Source organism: Pseudomonas sp. JS3066, assembly GCF_036328175.1.
In the GTDB taxonomy this organism is placed as follows: Bacteria; Pseudomonadota; Gammaproteobacteria; order Pseudomonadales; family Pseudomonadaceae; genus Metapseudomonas.
In genome coordinates, this window is the sequence record NZ_CP143312.1 from 3537128 (window position 1) to 3554636 (window position 17509).

At 62.4% G+C, this 17509-nt stretch carries 18 protein-coding genes; 16 read left to right on the forward strand and 2 right to left on the reverse strand.

The genetic code is table 11. The features are described from left to right. Positions 1-164: 164 nt before the first annotated feature. From ccoN to hemN, 10 genes are all read left to right on the forward strand, one after another. Entirely contained in the window at positions 165-1604 is a 1440-nt protein-coding gene (gene ccoN, locus SA496_RS16770; RefSeq protein WP_120650081.1) for a cytochrome-c oxidase, cbb3-type subunit I, read from the forward strand. Next, positions 1604-2215 (forward strand): cytochrome-c oxidase, cbb3-type subunit II, encoded by a 612-nt coding sequence (ccoO, locus tag SA496_RS16775; RefSeq protein WP_120650080.1) that lies wholly within the window; start codon positions 1604-1606, stop codon positions 2213-2215. The genes ccoN and ccoO overlap by 1 nt, the downstream gene beginning before the upstream one ends. Positions 2216-2221: 6 nt before the next feature. Next, a complete protein-coding gene (locus SA496_RS16780) occupies positions 2222-2410 on the forward strand; it encodes a cbb3-type cytochrome oxidase subunit 3 (RefSeq protein ID WP_120650079.1) in 189 nt (62 codons plus the stop codon). Continuing rightward, positions 2407-3381, forward strand: a complete 975-nt coding sequence (ccoP, locus tag SA496_RS16785; protein WP_153922551.1) for a cytochrome-c oxidase, cbb3-type subunit III — start codon at positions 2407-2409, stop codon at positions 3379-3381. Before SA496_RS16780 ends, ccoP begins: the two co-directional genes overlap by 4 nt. 135 nt (positions 3382-3516) lie before the next feature. After that, positions 3517-4932 (forward strand): cytochrome c oxidase accessory protein CcoG, encoded by a 1416-nt coding sequence (gene ccoG, locus SA496_RS16790; protein ID WP_120650077.1) that lies wholly within the window; start codon positions 3517-3519, stop codon positions 4930-4932. A 14-nt stretch (positions 4933-4946) separates the two neighbouring features. Next, the gene (locus SA496_RS16795; protein ID WP_120650076.1) at positions 4947-5444 is read left to right on the forward strand and encodes a FixH family protein; all 498 of its coding nucleotides are present in this window, start codon (positions 4947-4949) and stop codon (positions 5442-5444) included. Between the two features lie 4 nt (positions 5445-5448). Beyond that, the gene (locus tag SA496_RS16800; RefSeq protein WP_330114161.1) at positions 5449-7848 is read left to right on the forward strand and encodes a heavy metal translocating P-type ATPase; all 2400 of its coding nucleotides are present in this window, start codon (positions 5449-5451) and stop codon (positions 7846-7848) included. A gap of 27 nt (positions 7849-7875) precedes the next feature. Further along, complete coding sequence (gene ccoS / locus SA496_RS16805) at positions 7876-8097, forward strand: cbb3-type cytochrome oxidase assembly protein CcoS (protein ID WP_120650074.1); 222 nt, start codon at positions 7876-7878, stop codon at positions 8095-8097. Then, positions 8090-8818 (forward strand): sulfite exporter TauE/SafE family protein, encoded by a 729-nt coding sequence (locus tag SA496_RS16810; RefSeq protein WP_330114162.1) that lies wholly within the window; start codon positions 8090-8092, stop codon positions 8816-8818. The genes ccoS and SA496_RS16810 overlap by 8 nt, the downstream gene beginning before the upstream one ends. An 81-nt stretch (positions 8819-8899) precedes the next feature. Next, on the forward strand, positions 8900-10282 hold the full coding sequence (gene hemN, locus SA496_RS16815) for an oxygen-independent coproporphyrinogen III oxidase (protein ID WP_330114163.1): 1383 nt from the start codon (positions 8900-8902) through the stop codon (positions 10280-10282). 6 nt (positions 10283-10288) lie between these two features. On the opposite strand, the gene SA496_RS16820 is transcribed toward hemN, so the two are convergent. Then, the gene (locus tag SA496_RS16820; RefSeq protein WP_256660934.1) at positions 10289-10738 is read right to left on the reverse strand and encodes a hypothetical protein; all 450 of its coding nucleotides are present in this window, start codon (positions 10736-10738) and stop codon (positions 10289-10291) included. Positions 10739-10886: 148 nt separating this feature from the next. On the opposite strand from SA496_RS16820, the gene fnr reads away from it, so the two are divergent. From fnr to SA496_RS16835, 3 genes are all read left to right on the forward strand, one after another. Next, positions 10887-11621 carry a fumarate/nitrate reduction transcriptional regulator Fnr gene (gene fnr / locus SA496_RS16825; RefSeq protein WP_120650071.1) on the forward strand — a complete coding sequence of 245 codons (735 nt, stop codon included), beginning with the start codon at positions 10887-10889 and terminating at the stop codon, positions 11619-11621. 66 nt (positions 11622-11687) lie between these two features. Continuing rightward, positions 11688-12236, forward strand: a complete 549-nt coding sequence (locus SA496_RS16830; protein WP_330114164.1) for an adenine phosphoribosyltransferase — start codon at positions 11688-11690, stop codon at positions 12234-12236. 244 nt (positions 12237-12480) lie between these two features. Next, positions 12481-13317 carry a metal-dependent hydrolase gene (locus tag SA496_RS16835; protein ID WP_330114165.1) on the forward strand — a complete coding sequence of 279 codons (837 nt, stop codon included), beginning with the start codon at positions 12481-12483 and terminating at the stop codon, positions 13315-13317. Positions 13318-13447: 130 nt separating this feature from the next. On the opposite strand, the gene SA496_RS16840 is transcribed toward SA496_RS16835, so the two are convergent. Then, positions 13448-14149, reverse strand: coding sequence for a DUF6901 family protein (locus tag SA496_RS16840; RefSeq protein WP_120650068.1), 702 nt, complete (start codon positions 14147-14149; stop codon positions 13448-13450). A 167-nt stretch (positions 14150-14316) separates the two neighbouring features. Here SA496_RS16840 and SA496_RS16845 point away from each other — a divergent pair, with 167 nt between their 5' ends. Genes SA496_RS16845 through SA496_RS16855 form a run of 3 tightly spaced genes read left to right on the forward strand, consistent with a single transcriptional unit; the run spans position 14317 to position 17467 of the window. After that, complete coding sequence (locus tag SA496_RS16845) at positions 14317-15591, forward strand: ATP-binding protein (RefSeq protein ID WP_330114166.1); 1275 nt, start codon at positions 14317-14319, stop codon at positions 15589-15591. Then, positions 15588-16934 (forward strand): HD domain-containing phosphohydrolase, encoded by a 1347-nt coding sequence (locus SA496_RS16850; protein ID WP_120650066.1) that lies wholly within the window; start codon positions 15588-15590, stop codon positions 16932-16934. The genes SA496_RS16845 and SA496_RS16850 overlap by 4 nt, the downstream gene beginning before the upstream one ends. Further along, entirely contained in the window at positions 16931-17467 is a 537-nt protein-coding gene (locus SA496_RS16855) for a response regulator (RefSeq protein ID WP_120650065.1), read from the forward strand. Before SA496_RS16850 ends, SA496_RS16855 begins: the two co-directional genes overlap by 4 nt. Positions 17468-17509: the final 42 nt, after the last annotated feature.

Here is a 17509-nt window from a genome sequence, read left to right on the forward strand (position 1 = left end):
CGGCAAGTCGAAAAGAGTCGCCAGCACAGCCGCAAATCCTTGTCCAGTGGGCCTCTCAGCCCGGATTGTGTCGGCTTGTGTCGTTGCAATGGCTACCCTCTTTCTCCATACTTGCCGCCGATTTTTTGTCCCCAAAAAACTCCATTAACCGTGGAACCCCTAGCATGAGCACAGCAATCAGTCAGACTGCTTATAACTATAAGGTGGTCCGCCAGTTCGCCATTATGACGGTGATCTGGGGGGTCATAGGGATGGGTCTAGGCGTGTTCATCGCCGCACAACTCGTGTGGCCGGAACTCAACCTGAACCTTCCCTGGACTTCGTTCGGCCGCCTGCGTCCCCTGCATACCAACGCGGTGATCTTCGCCTTCGGCGGATGCGCACTCTTCGCCACCTCCTACTATGTGGTGCAGCGCACCTGCCAGACCCGTCTGGTATCCGATAGTCTGGCCGCCTTCACCTTCTGGGGCTGGCAAGCCGTGATTGTGCTGGCAGTCATCACCCTGCCGCTGGGTTACACCTCATCCAAGGAATACGCTGAACTGGAGTGGCCGATCGACATCCTCCTGGGTATCGTCTGGATCACCTACTGCGTCGTCTTCTTCGGAACCATCATCAAGCGCAAGACCAAGCACATCTACGTGGGCAACTGGTTCTTCGGCGCTTTCATCCTGGTTACCGCCATGCTGCACATCGTCAACAGCATGGAAATGCCGGTCTACGCCTTCAAGTCGTACTCCATGTACGCCGGCGCGACCGACGCCATGATCCAGTGGTGGTACGGCCATAACGCCGTGGGCTTCTTCCTCACCACCGGCTTCCTGGGGATGATGTATTACTTCGTACCGAAGCAGGCGGAGCGTCCGATCTACTCCTACCGCCTGTCCATCGTGCACTTCTGGGCGCTGATCACCCTGTACATCTGGGCTGGTCCGCACCACCTGCACTACACCGCCCTGCCGGACTGGGCCCAGTCCCTGGGCATGGCCATGTCCCTGATCCTGCTGGCCCCGAGCTGGGGTGGCATGATCAACGGCATGATGAGCCTGTCCGGCGCCTGGCATAAGCTGCGTTCCGACCCCATCCTGCGCTTCCTGGTGGTATCCCTGGCCTTCTACGGCATGTCCACCTTCGAAGGCCCGATGATGGCCATCAAGACCGTCAACGCCCTTTCCCACTACACCGACTGGACCATCGGCCACGTACACGCCGGCGCCCTCGGCTGGGTAGCGATGATCTCCATCGGTTCGCTGTACCACCTGATTCCGAAGGTGTTCGCCCGCGAGCAGATGCACAGTGTTGGCCTGATCAACGCCCACTTCTGGCTGGCTACCATCGGTACCGTTCTGTACATCGCCTCCATGTGGGTCAACGGCATCACCCAGGGTCTGATGTGGCGTGCGGTCAACGAAGACGGCACCCTCACCTACTCCTTCGTCGAAGCGCTGGAAGCCAGCCACCCGGGTTACCTGGTGCGCATGATCGGCGGCGCCTTCTTCGTAGCCGGCATGCTGCTGATGGCCTACAACACCTATCGCACCGTACGTGCTGCGAAGCCGGCTGAATACGACGCCGCTGCGCAGATCCCGCAAGGAGCTCACTAATGAAGCAACACGAATTAGTTGAGAAGAACATCGGCCTGCTGGCCCTGTTCATGGTCATTGCCGTGAGCATTGGCGGCCTCGTGCAGATCGTGCCGCTGTTCTTCCAGGACGTCACCAACACTCCTGTGGAAGGCATGAAGCCGCGCACAGCGCTGGAACTTGAAGGCCGTGACATCTACATCCGCGAAGGTTGCGTTGGCTGCCACTCGCAGATGGTCCGTCCGTTCCGTGCCGAAACCGAGCGGTACGGCCACTACTCCGTCGCTGGCGAAAGCGTCTGGGATCACCCCTTCCTGTGGGGCTCCAAGCGTACCGGCCCGGACCTGGCACGCGTTGGCGGCCGCTACTCCGATGACTGGCAACGTGCGCACCTGTACAACCCGCGCAACGTAGTGCCGGAATCGAAGATGCCCGCCTACCCCTGGCTGGTTGAGAACAAGCTCGACGGCAAGCACACCGCTGACAAGATGGAAGCTCTGCGCAAGCTGGGCGTGCCCTACACCGACGAAGACATCGCCGGCGCCAAGGCGGCAGTCAAAGGCAAGACCGAGATGGACGCGCTGGTCGCGTTCCTGCAAGGCCTGGGCACCTCTATCAAGAACAAACGGTAACGCAAGATGGATATCGGGACTCTCCGCGGCATAGGTACCTTCGTTGTCTTCGTCGCCTTCATCGGCGTCGTGCTCTGGGCCTACAGCAGCAAGCGCAAAAGCAGCTTCGACGAAGCTGCCAACCTGCCCTTCGCGGATGAGCCGCCCAAATCCTCCGAGCGCGACGAGCAAGATTCTAGGAGTAACAAAGAATGACTTCGTTCTGGAGTTGGTATGTAACCCTGCTCACCAGCGCCACGCTGGTAGCGCTGACCTGGCTGATCTTCGCCACCCGTCGTGGCCAGCGCCAGGAAAGCACCGAAGAAACCGTCGGCCATGCTTTCGACGGCATCGAGGAATATGACAACCCGCTGCCCAAGTGGTGGTTCATGCTGTTCGTCGGCACCCTGATCTTCGCCGTCGGCTACCTGGTCATGTACCCGGGCATGGGCAACTGGAAAGGCATCTTCCCCGGTTACAACGAAGTAACCGACGGCAAGCCTTTCGCCAACGGCCAGACCGGCTGGACTGGCGTTCACCAGTGGGAAAAGGAGATGGACAAGGCCGATAAGGAATACGGTCCGATCTTCGCCAAGTACGCTGCCATGCCGATCGAGGAAGTGGCCCAGGACCCGAAAGCCCTGAAAATGGGCGGCCGCATGTTCGCGTCCTACTGCTCCGTGTGCCATGGCTCCGACGCCAAGGGCGCCTACGGTTTCCCGAACCTCACCGACCAAGACTGGCGCTGGGGTGGCGAAGCCGCCACCATCAAGACCACCATCATGGGTGGCCGCCACGGCGTGATGCCGGCCTGGGGTGAAGTCGTCGGCGACCAGGGCGTACGCGACGTTGCTGCCTTCCTGCGCGTGACCCTGCACGGTCGCGATCTGCCGAAGGACGTGAAGGCTGATCCGGAAGCCGGTAAAGCCATCTACGCTGCCAACTGTGTGGCCTGCCACGGTCCGGAAGGCAAAGGCACCCCGGCGATGGGCGCTCCGAACCTGACCCACCCGGGCGCCTTCATCTACGGCAGCAGCTACGCCCAGCTGCAACAGACCATCCGCTATGGTCGCCAAGGCACCATGCCGGCCCAGGAGCAAATCCTCGGTAACGACAAGGTGCACCTGCTGGCTGCCTACGTGTACAGCCTGTCGCAGAAACCTGCTGCAGAAGCTGAAACCAAGTAATACCCTCGCCTGCCATGCGCGACGCACTGTCGCACATGGCAGGCCGCTATCAGGCGTACCATATATAGCGGGCAGAAAGACTCCGACCGGCCATGTACTGGTCAGGGCGCCGACAACCGCCGTGGTATGAGAACGATGAGCGAACAGATTCCCGTCAAGAACGTCACCCCTCCCCCGGCCAAGGGCGGTGAAACCACCGACCTGTACGCCAGCCGCGAAAAGATCTACACCCGAGCCTTCACTGGCCTGTTCCGCAACCTTCGGATGACCGGCGGAGCCTTCCTCTTCCTGCTCTACTTCGGTACCGTCTGGCTCAGCTGGAACGACCGCCAGGCTGTCTGGTGGAACCTGCCCGAGCGCAAGTTCTACATCTTCGGCGCCACTTTCTGGCCACAGGACTTCGTCCTTCTCTCCTGGCTGTTGATCATCTGTGCCTTCGGCCTGTTCTTCATTACCGTCTTCGCTGGACGCGTCTGGTGCGGCTACACCTGCCCCCAGAGTGTCTGGACTTGGATCTTCATGTGGTGCGAGAAAGTCACCGAGGGTGACCGTAACCAGCGCATGAGGCTCGACAAGGCCTCCATGAGCGGCCAGAAGCTTCTGCGCAAGTCAGCCAAGCACGGCCTCTGGTTGCTGATCGGCTTCGCCACCGGCTTGACCTTCGTCGGCTACTTCACCCCCATCCGCGACCTGGTTATCGACTTCTTCACCGGCTCTGCCAGCGGCTGGGCCTACTTCTGGATCGCGTTCTTCACCTTCGCCACCTACGGCAACGCTGGCTGGCTGCGCGAACAGGTGTGCATCTACATGTGCCCCTACGCACGCTTCCAGAGCGTGATGTTCGACAAGGACACCCTGATCGTTTCCTACGATCCGCGCCGTGGCGAGTCTCGTGGCCCACGCAAGAAGGGCCTCGACTACAAGGCCCAGGGCCTGGGTGACTGCATCGACTGCACCATGTGCGTTCAGGTCTGCCCCACTGGTATCGACATCCGTGATGGACTGCAGATCGAGTGCATCGGCTGTGCCGCCTGCATCGACGCCTGTGACAGCATCATGGAAAAGATGAACTACCCGAAAGGGCTGATCAGCTACACGACTGAGCACAACCTGAATGGCCAGAAAACCCATCTGATGCGCCCACGTCTGATCGGTTACGCTATCGCCCTCGTTGCCATGATCGGCCTTTTTGCCTACGCCGTAGCCATCCGCTCCCTGGTTGAACTGGACGTAATCAAGGACCGCGTGTTGTTCCGCGAGAACGAGCAGGGGCGCATCGAGAACGTCTACACCCTGAAGATCATGAACAAGGCACAGGTCGATCAGACCTTCGTCATTGATGCCGAAGGCCTCGATGGACTGGTTTACGAAGGCAAGCGCGAAGTCCGCGCCGACGCCGGCGAAGTGCTCTCGGTACCGGTGGAACTGTCCATCGAGCCCGACCAGCTGCCGTCCAGCACCAACAAGATCCTCTTCCGCGTCCACAGCGCGGATGACCCCAGTATCAAGACCGACGCAGACAGCCGCTTCATCGGCCCAAGCGTCCGCTAGCAAACGGAAGACCCATGCAGTCCGACACTCCCAGCCCCTGGTACAAACAGCCTTGGCCGTGGTTCATCCTCGCCATCCTCGGCACATCGGTGGTCCTAGGCACCACCATGCTGGTGATTGCCACACGTAACCCGCCGAGCCTGGTCGCTGACAACTATTACGAAGTCGGCAAGGGTATCAACACCTCGCTGGAGCGTGAGAACCTGGCCACGCAGCTTGGCATGCAAGCCAGCCTGAAAATCGACGAAGGCAGCGGCGAAGTCGCACTGCAACTCGTGGGCGAAAGCCGTCCGCAACAACTGGTACTGAGCCTGCTCTCCCCTACCCAGCCGGAGAAAGATCGCCGCGTCGTGCTACAGCCCCAGGCCGACGGCCAATACCGCGGCCATCTTCAGGATCCGGTCAACGGCCGTCGCTTCGTCGAACTGATCGGCCAGGAGCAGGGCCAGGACTGGCGTCTGTTCGAGGAAGAAACCCTCGACAAGGGCAGCGTTATCCGCCTCGGCGAATAAGCGCATGAGCGCACCGCTTCCCTGCTACCACTGTGGTTTGCCGGTTCCGGCCGGCAGCCGTTTCGAGGCCCGCGTGCTGGGAGAGACGCGGGCCATGTGTTGCCCGGGATGCCAGGCGGTGGCCGAAGCCATCGTCGCCGGCGGCCTGGAGAACTACTACCGCCACCGCAGCGAAACTGCCCCCAATCCCGACGCCCTGCCCCGCGAGCTACCTGACGAGCTGGCCCTCTACGACCGTGCCGAAGTGCAACAGCCCTTCGTGCAGCACCAGGGCGAACTGAGCGAGACCTGCCTGCTGATCGAAGGTATCAGTTGCGCCGCCTGTGGCTGGTTGATCGAAAAACACCTGAAGGCTCTACCGGGCGTTGCCGAGGCCAACCTCAACCTGTCCAACCATCGCCTGCAAGTGCGTTGGTCCGACAGCCAACTGCCACTGAGCCAGTTGCTGAAAGAGCTGCGCAAGATTGGTTACGCCGGTCACCCCTACAAGGCCGACGAAGCCGCCGTACACCTCGCCAGCGAGAACCGGCGCGCCATGCGCCAGCTCGGTGTCGCCGGCCTGCTCTGGATGCAGGTGATGATGGCCGCTATGGCGACCTGGCCGGAATTCAATATCGACCTCTCACCCGAGCTGGATACCATCCTGCGCTGGGTCAGCCTGTTCCTGACCACGCCAATCGTCTTCTATTGCTGCGGCCAGTTCTTCCGCGGAGCCCTGCGCGATCTGCGCACTCGCCACCTGACCATGGACGTTTCCGTCTCACTGGCCATCGGCGGTGCCTACGTTGCGGGCATCTGGTCCACGGTGACCGGCATCGGAGAGTTGTACTTCGATGCCGTGGGAATGTTCGCCCTGTTCCTGCTGGCAGGCCGCTACCTGGAGCGCCGCGCTCGGGAGCGCACCGCTGCGGCCACCGCGCAACTGGTCAACCTGTTGCCAGCCTCCTGCCTGCGTCTGGACGAGACAGGACATAGCGAGCGCATCCTGCTCAGCGAACTGAAGACCGGTGATCGCGTGCTGGTCCCCCCGGGCGCCCTGCTGCCAGCCGATGGCCAGATCCTGTCCGGTCAGTCGAGCGTCGACGAGTCCCTGCTAACTGGTGAATACCTGCCCCATCCACGCGGCGAAGGCGATGCGGTAACCGCCGGCACCCTGAACGTCGAAGGTCCGCTCACCATCGAAGTCCAAGCGCTGGGCGACGATACCCGTCTCTCAGCCATAGTCCGTCTGCTGGAACGCGCCCAGGCGGACAAGCCGCGCCTGGCCGAAGTAGCCGACAAGGTTGCCCAGTGGTTCCTGCTGATCGTGCTCGCAGCTGCCGCTATTGTCGGTATCGTATGGTGGGAGATCGATCCGGATCGCGCCTTCTGGGTTGTGCTTTCCCTGCTGGTAGCCACCTGCCCCTGCGCCTTGGCCCTGGCCACCCCGACCGCTCTGACTACCGCGACAGGCAGCCTGCACAAGCTCGGCCTGCTTCTGACCCGTGGCCACGTGCTGGAGGGGCTGAACCAGATCGACACGGTGATATTCGACAAGACCGGCACCCTGACCGAAGGCCGCCTGACCCTGAGCGCCATCCACCCTCTGGGAGACCTGGATCGCGATGCCTGCCTGAGTCTGGCCGCGGCCCTCGAGAACCGTTCAGAACACCCCATTGCCCGTGCTTTCGGCCGTGCTCCGCAAGCAGCCGCTCAAGTAGAAAGCGTGCCCGGCCGCGGGCTGGAAGGTCGTGTCGGCGATAGACAACTGCGCATCGGTCAGCCCGGTTTCGTCGCTGAGCTCAGCCGCACGGCGGCACCCGACATTCCCGGCAACCAGGGGCAGTGGCTATTGCTGGGTGATGAACAGGGGCCGCTGGCCTGGTTCGTCCTTGACGATCGTCTGCGGGAAGACGCCCCTGCCCTGCTGGATGCCTGCCGCGAACGTGGCTGGAAACTCCTGCTGCTGTCCGGCGACAGTTCACCCATGGTGCACGGCATCGCTCGCCAGCTGGGCATCGAAGATGCCCGTGGCGGCCTGACTCCGGATGCCAAGCTTGAAGTGCTGCGCCAACTCCATGAACACGGCCACAAGGTGCTGATGCTGGGTGACGGAGTCAACGACGTACCGGTCCTGGCTGGAGCGGATATCAGCGTCGCCATGGGCAGCGCTACCGACCTGGCCAAGACCAGCGCGGATGCCGTGCTGCTTTCCAACCGACTAGACAGTCTTGTCCAGGCGTTCACCCTGGCTCGGCGGACACGCCGCATCATCATTGAAAACCTGGCCTGGGCGACCTTGTACAATGGTCTGGTGCTGCCCTTCGCCGCCCTCGGCTGGATCACCCCTCTCTGGGCTGCCTTCGGCATGTCGATCAGCTCGCTGCTGGTGGTGGTCAACGCCCTGCGCCTGGCCCGCACCTGACCCACGAATCTTCAATCGGAGCCCCTGATGCCAGCGCTTTACATACTGATCCCGGTCGCCATCGGCCTGGTCGGTTTCGCCATCTGGCTGTTCTTCTGGGCCGTGGACAGTGGCCAGTACGACGACCTCGACGGCCCGGCCCACAGCATCCTCTTCGATGACGAGGACCCCAAGCACAAGGCCGGCGTTGCCGAAGCCGAGGGCAGCGAGAAAGACAAAGAGGACGAGCAGGACAATCCCCGTGGCTGAACTCGCTCCCCTGCTGCTTTCCGCGCTCATACTCGGTCTGCTCGGCGGCGGCCATTGCCTCGGCATGTGCGGCGGCCTGATGGGCGCGCTGACACTGGCCATTCCTCCTGAACAGCGCGCCCGCCGGCTGCGCCTGCTGCTGGCCTACAACCTTGGGCGCATCCTCAGCTACGCCTTTGCCGGTTTGCTCATCGGCTTGGCCGGCTGGGCCGTCGCCAGCAGTCCGGCAGCCATGGCCCTGCGAGTCGTGGCCGCGCTGCTGCTGATCTGCATGGGTCTCTACCTGGCCGGTTGGTGGAGCGGCCTGACCCGCATCGAGGCCTTGGGGCAAGGGCTCTGGCGCCATATCCAGCCTGTGGCGCGCAAGCTGCTGCCGGTGTCCAGCCTGCCTCGCGCCCTGCTGCTGGGCGGACTCTGGGGCTGGCTGCCGTGCGGCCTTGTCTACAGCACCCTGCTCTGGTCCGCCAGCCAGGGGTCTGCTGTGGACAGCACCTTGCTGATGCTCGCTTTCGGGGTCGGTACCCTTCCGGTGCTGATCGCCACCGGTCTTGCCGCCGAACGCGTGACGACCCTGCTGCGCAAGCGTGGGGTTCGCGTCGCCGGCGGCGTGCTGGTGATCCTCTTCGGCCTCTGGACCCTTCCCGGCCCGCACCAGGCCTGGCTGATGGGACACGGAGCCCATGGCAGCAACGAGCACCAGCACGGCACCCACAGCCCTTAGACGGCTTGATGCAAATCAAGGTCGCCCTGATGGCGGCCCCATAGACTCCCTGGCACAGACAGCCGAACCGGGGATTCCCGTATGCTCGACAATATTTGCTGGGACGCGGACCTGATCCGCCGCTACGACACTCCAGGCCCCCGCTACACCTCCTACCCCACCGCCGTTCAGTTCAACCACAAGGTGGGGTCATTCGACCTGCTCCACGCCCTGCGCGACAGCCGCAAAGCCCGCCGTCCGCTATCGCTGTACGTACACGTGCCGTTCTGCGCGAACATCTGCTACTACTGCGCCTGCAACAAGGTCATCACCAAGGACCGCGGCCGCGCCCTGCCCTACCTGGAGCACCTGGAGCGGGAAATCGAACTCATCGCCTGCCACCTCGATCCGCAACAGAAAGTCGAGCAGCTGCACTTTGGTGGCGGCACCCCCACCTTCCTGAGTCATGATGAACTGCGACGGCTCATGGGCCATCTACACAAGCACTTCAATCTGCTGGACGACGACTCCGGCGACTACGGCATCGAGATCGACCCTCGCGAGGCCGACTGGTCCACCATGGGCCTTCTCCGCGACCTGGGGTTCAACCGCGTCAGCCTCGGCGTACAGGACCTCGAGCCAGCAGTGCAACGCGCTGTCAACCGCCTGCAAAGCCTCGATGAGACCCGTGCCATAGTCGAAGCCGCGCGCACCTTGCAGTACCGTTCGCTGAATCTGGACCTGATCTATGGCCTACCCAAGCAGACCCCGGAGAGCTTTGCCCGCACCGTGAACGAAGTGATCGCCCTGCAACCGGACCGGCTCTCGGTGTTCAATTACGCCCACTTGCCAGATCGCTTCATGCCACAGCGGCGGATTCGCGGTGAAGACCTTCCCAGCCCCGGACAGAAGCTGGAAATGCTCCAGCGTAGCGTCGAGCAACTGAGCGCCGCCGGGTATCGTTATATCGGCATGGACCACTTCGCCCTGCCTGACGATGAACTGGCCATCGCCCAGGAAGACGGCCGCCTGCAGCGAAATTTCCAAGGCTATACCACCCACGGTCATTGCGACCTGATTGGTCTCGGCGTTTCCGCCATCAGCCAGATTGGCGACCTCTACTGCCAGAACGCGGTGCAACTCAACGAGTACCAGGGCGAACTGGAGCGGAATCTGCTCGCAACCAATCGCGGTTTGCTGTGCGACGAGGATGACCGCATCCGACGGGCGGTGATTCAACAACTGATCTGTGAATTCGAACTGGATTTCGCCAGCATCGAAACCCGTTTCAATATTGAGTTCCGCGGCTATTTCGCCAATATCTGGCCGCAACTTCAGCAAATGCACCAGGATCGTCTGATCGACCTCACTGACAGCCGAATCGACGTACTGCCTGCCGGTCGTCTCCTGGTACGTTCCCTGTGCATGCTCTTCGACCACTACCTGGCCGACCACAACCAGCAGCGTTTCTCACGGGTGATCTGAGCCGACTCATGCGCTCAGCAGCTTGCCGACTTCGAGCGATTGCTCATCGCTGAGCCCGGCTTCGCGAATCGCTTTGGCGAGATTGAGGTTGGCACTGCTGAGCGCGCCTTGCAGTGAAGCCAGTTCGCCGCGCAACGCTTCCAGGCGCTGCAAACGGGCTTCCTCGTCCAGGCTCTGGTCGGCTGCTATTGCCTCCAGTTCAGCCTGCCGCTCGGCAATCTGCGCCTTTAGCGCGCGGATCAACTTCAACAGCTCCTTGATGCCATCGGGCAGACTGCTCTGATCGATGTCGTCGTTTTTCTGTGCCGCACGCGTCTTGCCCAGATCGGAAAGACTGACGCGGATCCCCTGGCGCACGGCATTCTGGTCAACGGGGGCGTCGTCCTCACGTGCGACCTGTCGCCGCACTGCGTCAGCTACCCGATACACCGGGCCATTGGTATCAAAGCGCAACATAAGGCCGCTCCTTGCCTGAAACTCAGCCCAGATATCGGCCGTTATCGATCAATCTTGAACTGAGAGTCAGGCAGGCTTTTTCTGGCCGTTGCCAGGACCCTGCGTTAACCTTACGCGCTATGTGTGTTTGCTCTGCAAGGAATAGCTCATGTCCGAGATCATCAAGGTGCGCAACCTCCCCCAGGCCCATTGCAAGGATTGCAGCTTGGCCGCACTCTGCCTGCCGCTGTCGCTCAACATGGAGGACATGGATTCGCTGGACGAAATCGTCAAGCGCGGCCGTCCCCTGAAGAAAGGTGAGCTCCTTTTCCGCCAAGGCGATGCCTTCGGTTCAGTCTTCGCCGTGCGCTCCGGTGCGCTCAAGACCTTCACCGTGACCGACACCGGCGAAGAACAGATCACCGGTTTCCACCTGCCCAGCGAACTGGTTGGCCTCTCTGGCATGGATACCGAGCTTTACCCGGTTTCCGCCCAGGCACTGGAAACCACCTCCGTGTGCGAAATTCCCTTCGAGCGCCTCGATGAGCTCTCGGTCCAGTTGCCGCAGTTGCGCCGCCAATTGATGCGTGTGATGAGCCGTGAAATCCGCGACGACCAACAGATGATGCTGCTGCTTTCCAAGAAGACAGCCGATGAGCGCATCGCCACCTTCCTGGTCAACCTTTCGGCCCGCTTCCGCGCCCGTGGTTTCTCCGCCAATCAGTTCCGCCTGGCCATGTCGCGCAACGAAATCGGCAACTACCTGGGGCTGGCGGTCGAAACCGTTTCCCGGGTCTTCACCCGATTCCAGCAGGCCAACCTGATCGCTGCCGAGGGCAAGGAAGTGCATATCCTCGACCCAATCGAACTCTGCGCCATGGCTGGCGGGACCATCGAAAGCTGATTGTTGCGGGCCCGCCAATCTGACGGCCCCGCCTGTTCCACCCGCCCTTCCCATCAGGCATCCACGATGATCTTCGACGACTTCTCCATCAAGACACTGATCCGCCCTGTTGAGGACTTCCCCAAGCCCGGCGTCGTGTTCCGCGACATCACACCGCTGTTCCAGTCCCCCCGCGCCCTGCGCCTGGTGGCCGACAGCTTCATCCAGCGCTACGTCGAAGCCGACTTCAGCCACATCGGTGCGATGGACGCTCGTGGTTTCCTGATCGGCTCGATCATCGCCTACGAACTCAATAAGCCCCTGGTGCTCTTCCGCAAGCAAGGCAAACTTCCGGCCGACGTGCTTTCCGAGCCCTACCAGACCGAATACGGCGAAGCCTTCCTCGAAGTGCATAGCGACAGCCTGTGCGACGGCGACAGGGTACTGATTTTCGATGACCTGATCGCCACCGGCGGTACCCTGCTGGCCGCCACCCGCCTGGTACGGCGCATGGGCGCCAGCGTGTTCGAGGCCGCTGCCATCATCGACCTGCCCGAGCTGGGAGGCTCCGAACGCCTCGCCGACGCCGGCATCCCCACCTTCGCCCTAACCGCCTTCGCCCTCGACGAACGCTGATCGGACTTGCGGGCCTGCGCCAGCGGGCCCCAACCGAAGCACAGCCAGCCGCTGCGGGTTACATCGCTTCCGGCTGGCGTTACTCCTCACCCCACGCCACGCCGCAATCACCCGCCGAAAGTTGGCGCCCAGCCCCTCGCGCCTCCTCGCTCGATCCTCAATAGTTACATCGACTGATGGCACGGTTGACGTGCCCGCCGATAACAACGAATGGACGGCTCGCCGAGCCCGAGAGGATTCCCGCATGACAGCCAGCGTCAGCGCCCCCCTGCCCAAGGCCAACTTTCCTGTCCGCCGCATGGACTTCAGCTTTGCGTCGACCCAGAAGTACTGGTGGAGTGGCGATCCCTTCATGACGCACTTCATGAACAACCTCTCCTCGCTCTTCCCGTACGGCGAAAAATTCTTCGTCGACAGCGTCCGCGCCGTGCGCGACCAGGTCAGTGACCCCCAGCTGCAGAAGGACATCAGCGCCTTCATCGGCCAGGAAGCCATGCACTCCAAGGAGCACGCGACCTACAACGACTACGCCGCCGAGCACGGCATCGATCTGGAGCGCCTGGAACTTCGCATCAAGGTACTGCTGGAGTGGGTCACTCGCATCACCACCAGGAAGCAGCGCCTGGCCGCCACATGCGCGCTGGAACACTTCACCGCCACCATGGCCGAGCAACTGCTGCGCCGGGAAGACATCAACACCCAGATGGACGACCCGAAGATGTACAAGCTGTGGATGTGGCACGCGATCGAGGAAAACGAACACAAGGCGGTCTGCTACGACGCCTACAACGCAATTGGCGGCGGCTACCTGATCCGCACCGGCACAATGGTGCTGACCACGCTTCTGTTCTTCGGCGTGATCATGACCTTCCAGGTCCACCTGATGCGCAAGGATGGCCAGCTGTTCAACTGGCGCAGCTGGGCCCGTGGCCTGAAGACGCTTCTCGGCCCGCGCAACGGTTACTTCCCGAAGATGATCAAGCCCTATCTGGATTACTACCGCCCCGGATTCCACCCGCTCGACCACGAAACCAAGGCGCTGGAAAAGCGCTGGAAGGAACGCCTGGGTTTCAACGGCTGACCGCTCGGCTGGAGTGCTTCTGTAGGGGCGATTTCAATCGCCAAGCGGGCCACAGGTCCGCCCTGATGCGTTCGAGGGGGCAACGTCGCTGCCCTTGGCGAACAAATTCGCCCCCACAACAGAGCTCGCTTCAACTGTCCTCGAAAAACTCCGCGAAGAACCCATCCAGCTCCCCTTCGTAGCTGTCCAGCGAATACAGGGTGTCGGCCGCCAGCAGGTCCAGCAGGATCAGTCCGTTGAGGCTGGAATCCTCCTCCGCGGCAGCGCGCAGGCGTCCGGCCATCCCCAGATTGACCAGCCGCAGGTTACGGTACTGCTCGCGCAAGCCATCCATGTCCCAGTCCGGTTCCAGCCCGCGCTGCCTGCGCAGGTGCTGCCCAAGCAGGTAGGTGCCCAGGGCACGATAAAGCGTTTCCGCCGAGCTGCTGAATGGCCAATGGAACCAGGCCATCGCCCTTAACATCCGGGTATGCGGGCAACCGCTGGTCGCCCCGAGCAGTCCCAGCAGCGAGCCGAGCGCACGTTGCAAGGTGGTCTGCTGGCGAATTTCCCGGCCCCGCCAGAACACGGCCACCCGTACTTCCTCGTAAGACGGTGAACGCGCCAGCACCGCCACCGGCCGCGCCAGCACCCGCGCGAAGGGGCAATCGCGCACCTCCGTCGCCTTCAGCGGGCAATGGGTGCACTGCCCGAAGCCCAGCCGGGCCCATTCAGGCGCGTTATCCGAGCTTTCGCTCTGCCCCGCCAGGTCCACCTCATGCACCCATAGGCGGCCGTCGGGAAACCCGAATTCGTAGCGAACCTGTGCCTCAGCCCTTGGCTCCAGCCCCATGGTCTAACCTTGCATTCCAGTTGAAGGGATTCCCAGGCGCCATCAGGCGCAATCTTCGACAGGATTCAGACGCCTGAAATCTGTCATACACTTCGTACAACAAAGTCGGACAAGCGCCAGAATTCAACCCTGCCAACCGTTCCACAGCGAAAAAAGCGGGCGACATCATGGAAAGCAGCCCTTTGGACCTTGCCGGAGCCCTGGTAGAACAGATCGAGGTGGGCGTCATCATCCTCGACCAGGAGCTGCGCATCCTTCACTGGAACGAATTCGTCAGCCAGCGCAGCGGAAAAGTCCTGGGCCCGGCCCTGCGACAACCCCTGACCGCTGTCTTCCCGGAAACGGACACGCCACGCCTCGGCAAGATGGTGGCCAGGGCTCGCGACCAGGGTCTGCACGCCTACACCCACTGGCGGGAAGATCCCTACCTGATCCAGCTCCCCTACAGCCCCGAAGGTCAGGTGACCCCCCTGCGCCTGCAGAGCACCCTGCTGTTTCCCTTCGATTGCCGCGGTGAACGCTGCCTGGGGCTATTGCTCTACGACACCACCGAATTCGCCCGTTCCAACGAGCAATTGGCCGCCGCTCTCAACGCCCTGGGCAGCAAGCAGCTGGAACAGGAACAACTGGTACACAAGCTGGAGAAAGCCAACGCCCAGCTGCTGCAGTCGGAAAAGCTCGCAGCAATCGGCCAGTTGGCCGCCGGCGTGGCCCATGAGATCAACAACCCCATCGGCTACGTGTTCTCCAACCTCAAGACCCTCACCGGCTACGTCAACGACCTGCTGCGCATCGTCGACGCGGTAGACGGCGTCGGGAGCCTGGAAGAACTCCAGCAGCTCAAGCGCAGCCTGGAGTACGACTACATCCGCAACGACGTCGAGGCCCTGATCCACGAGTCCGAGGATGGCATCGAACGGGTCAAGAAAATCATTACCGCCCTCAAGGACTTCTCCCACATCGAAGAAGAGGAGTTCCGCGCCGCCGACCTGCACAAGGGTTTCGACAGTACCCTCAATCTGGTCAACAACGAACTCAAGTACAAGGCCGAAGTACTGCGCGATTACGGCGAGCTGCCGCTGGTGGAGTGCATCCCATCGCAGATCAACCAGGTGGTGATGAACCTGCTGATCAATGCTGCCCATGCCATCGAGAGTTTCGGCCGCATCTGCCTGCGCAGCGGCCAACAAGGCGATTGGGTCTGGTTGGAGGTAGAAGACAACGGCAAGGGCATCGACCCGGCCATTCTCAATCGTATCTACGAGCCCTTCTTCACCACCAAACCGGTGGGTAAAGGTACGGGGCTGGGTCTCGCGCTCTCCTACAACATCGTGCAGAAACACAACGGCCGCATCGAAGTGGTGAGCCAGCCCGGCCATGGCACGCGCTTCCGCGTCTGGTTGCCCCGCAAGCAACCCCTGCCCGGCGGGACGCAGGCATGAGTGAAGCCCAGTACCGCCCCACCCTGCTGCTGGTGGATGACGAGGAACACATCCTGAGCGCCCTTCGACGTGTCCTGCGAGGCGAACCCTACGAACTGCTCACCGCCAACGGAGGAACTGAGGCGCTCGGCCTGCTGGCCGCGAATGAGGTCGACCTGGTGGTTTCCGACGCCCGCATGCCCGGGCTCGATGGCCCCGCCCTGCTTGCCGAAGTACAACAGCGCTGGCCCGGCACACTGCGGCTGATGCTCACCGGCGCCACCGATCTGGACACCAGCATCCGCGCCATCAACCAGGGACAGATCTACCGCTATCTGGGCAAACCCTGGAATGACGACGAGCTGCGTTTCACCCTGCGCCAGGCCCTCGCCCATCAGCATGCCGAGCGCGAGCACCAGCGGCTCGAGCGCCTCACCCTGGAACAGAACCAGCGCCTGCAGGAACTCAACGCCAGCCTGGAGCAGCGGGTCCGCGACCGTACCGCCGAGCTGCAACAGACCGCCGACATGCTCGACCTGGCTTACGACGAACTGCGGCACAGCTACGTGACCGCCACAGAAGTGTTCTCCTCCCTACTCTCCCAGCGCCTTCCAGGCGACAAGCAGGGTAATGCCCAGGTCATCGCCCTGGTGCGGGCCTTTGCCAACGAACATCAGTTGCCGGAGGCGGATACCCGCGACCTGGCCATGGCAGCAGCCCTCTACAACCTCGGCAAGCTGACCTGGGACGACCACCTGCTCAACCGGCCCAGCGACCTGTTGCACCGCGAGGAGCGGGAGCGCTACTGCCGCTATCCGCAGCTGGGCGAAAGTCTGCTCATGGCACTGGAGCCGCTCCACGACGCTGGGCGGCTTATCCGCCACCACCAGGAACGCTGGAACGGCACCGGCTTCCCGGATCAACTGCACGGCGAAGTCATTCCCTACGGCGCACGCCTGCTCAAACTGGCAGTGGACTTCGTCGAGCTGCAGTGCGGGCTGGTACTGCAGCGTCCGGTGCCCCGACCGGAAGCCCTGCAACTTCTCGCCCGTTACGCAGGACGCCTCTACGATCCGGCGCTCTGCCGGCAATTCATCGATCTATGCACCCGCCATGCGCCGGACCTGCTTGAGGCTGATCCCGGCATCCTCGCCGTCGACACCCGTCGCCTGGAACCGGGCATGGTCCTGACCCGAAATCTCCGGGCCGACAGCGGCATGCTCCTGCTCAACGCAGGCAAACAGCTCAGCCGCACCCTGATCGACAAGCTCATTGCCTTCGAGGCCAGCGAAGGCGCGCGCTATACCCTTCACGTCCGCCTGCCGGAGGCAGCCGGGAGCACGGCAAAGGAGCAGCCACGATGATCAAGATCCAGCTGGTGGACGACGAACCCCATATCCTCAGCGCCCTGCAACGCCTGTTGCGACCGCAGGGCTGGGTCCTGCACCCCTTCGACAACCCCGAAACGGCATTGGCTGCGCTGGCCGAACACCAGTACGCCGCCATCATCTGCGACCTCAACATGCCGCAACTGGACGGCCTGACCTATCTGCAGTTCGCTCGTCAGCGACAGCCCGATGCCCTGCGCATGCTGCTCAGCGCCCATGGCGACCGCGCCACGCTGATGCAGGCGATCAACCGTGCCGAGGTCTATCGCTTCCTCTCCAAACCCTGGGAGAACTACGACATCGAAAGCGCCCTGCAGGCCGCCGTCGACCTCTTCCTGCTGCGCGACGAAAACCGTCGCCTACTGGAACAGGTTCGTGGCCAGCAGGACACCCTGGAGCGCCAGCACCGTGAACTGTTGCGCCTGGAAAGCGAGCACCCGGGGCTGACTCGTGTGCGCCGCGACGCCGATGGCGCCGTGCTGCTCGAGGACTGCGACCTGGATGACTGAGTCCGGTCAGCCAGTACCACCCCCGCCACCGGAACGGCACGC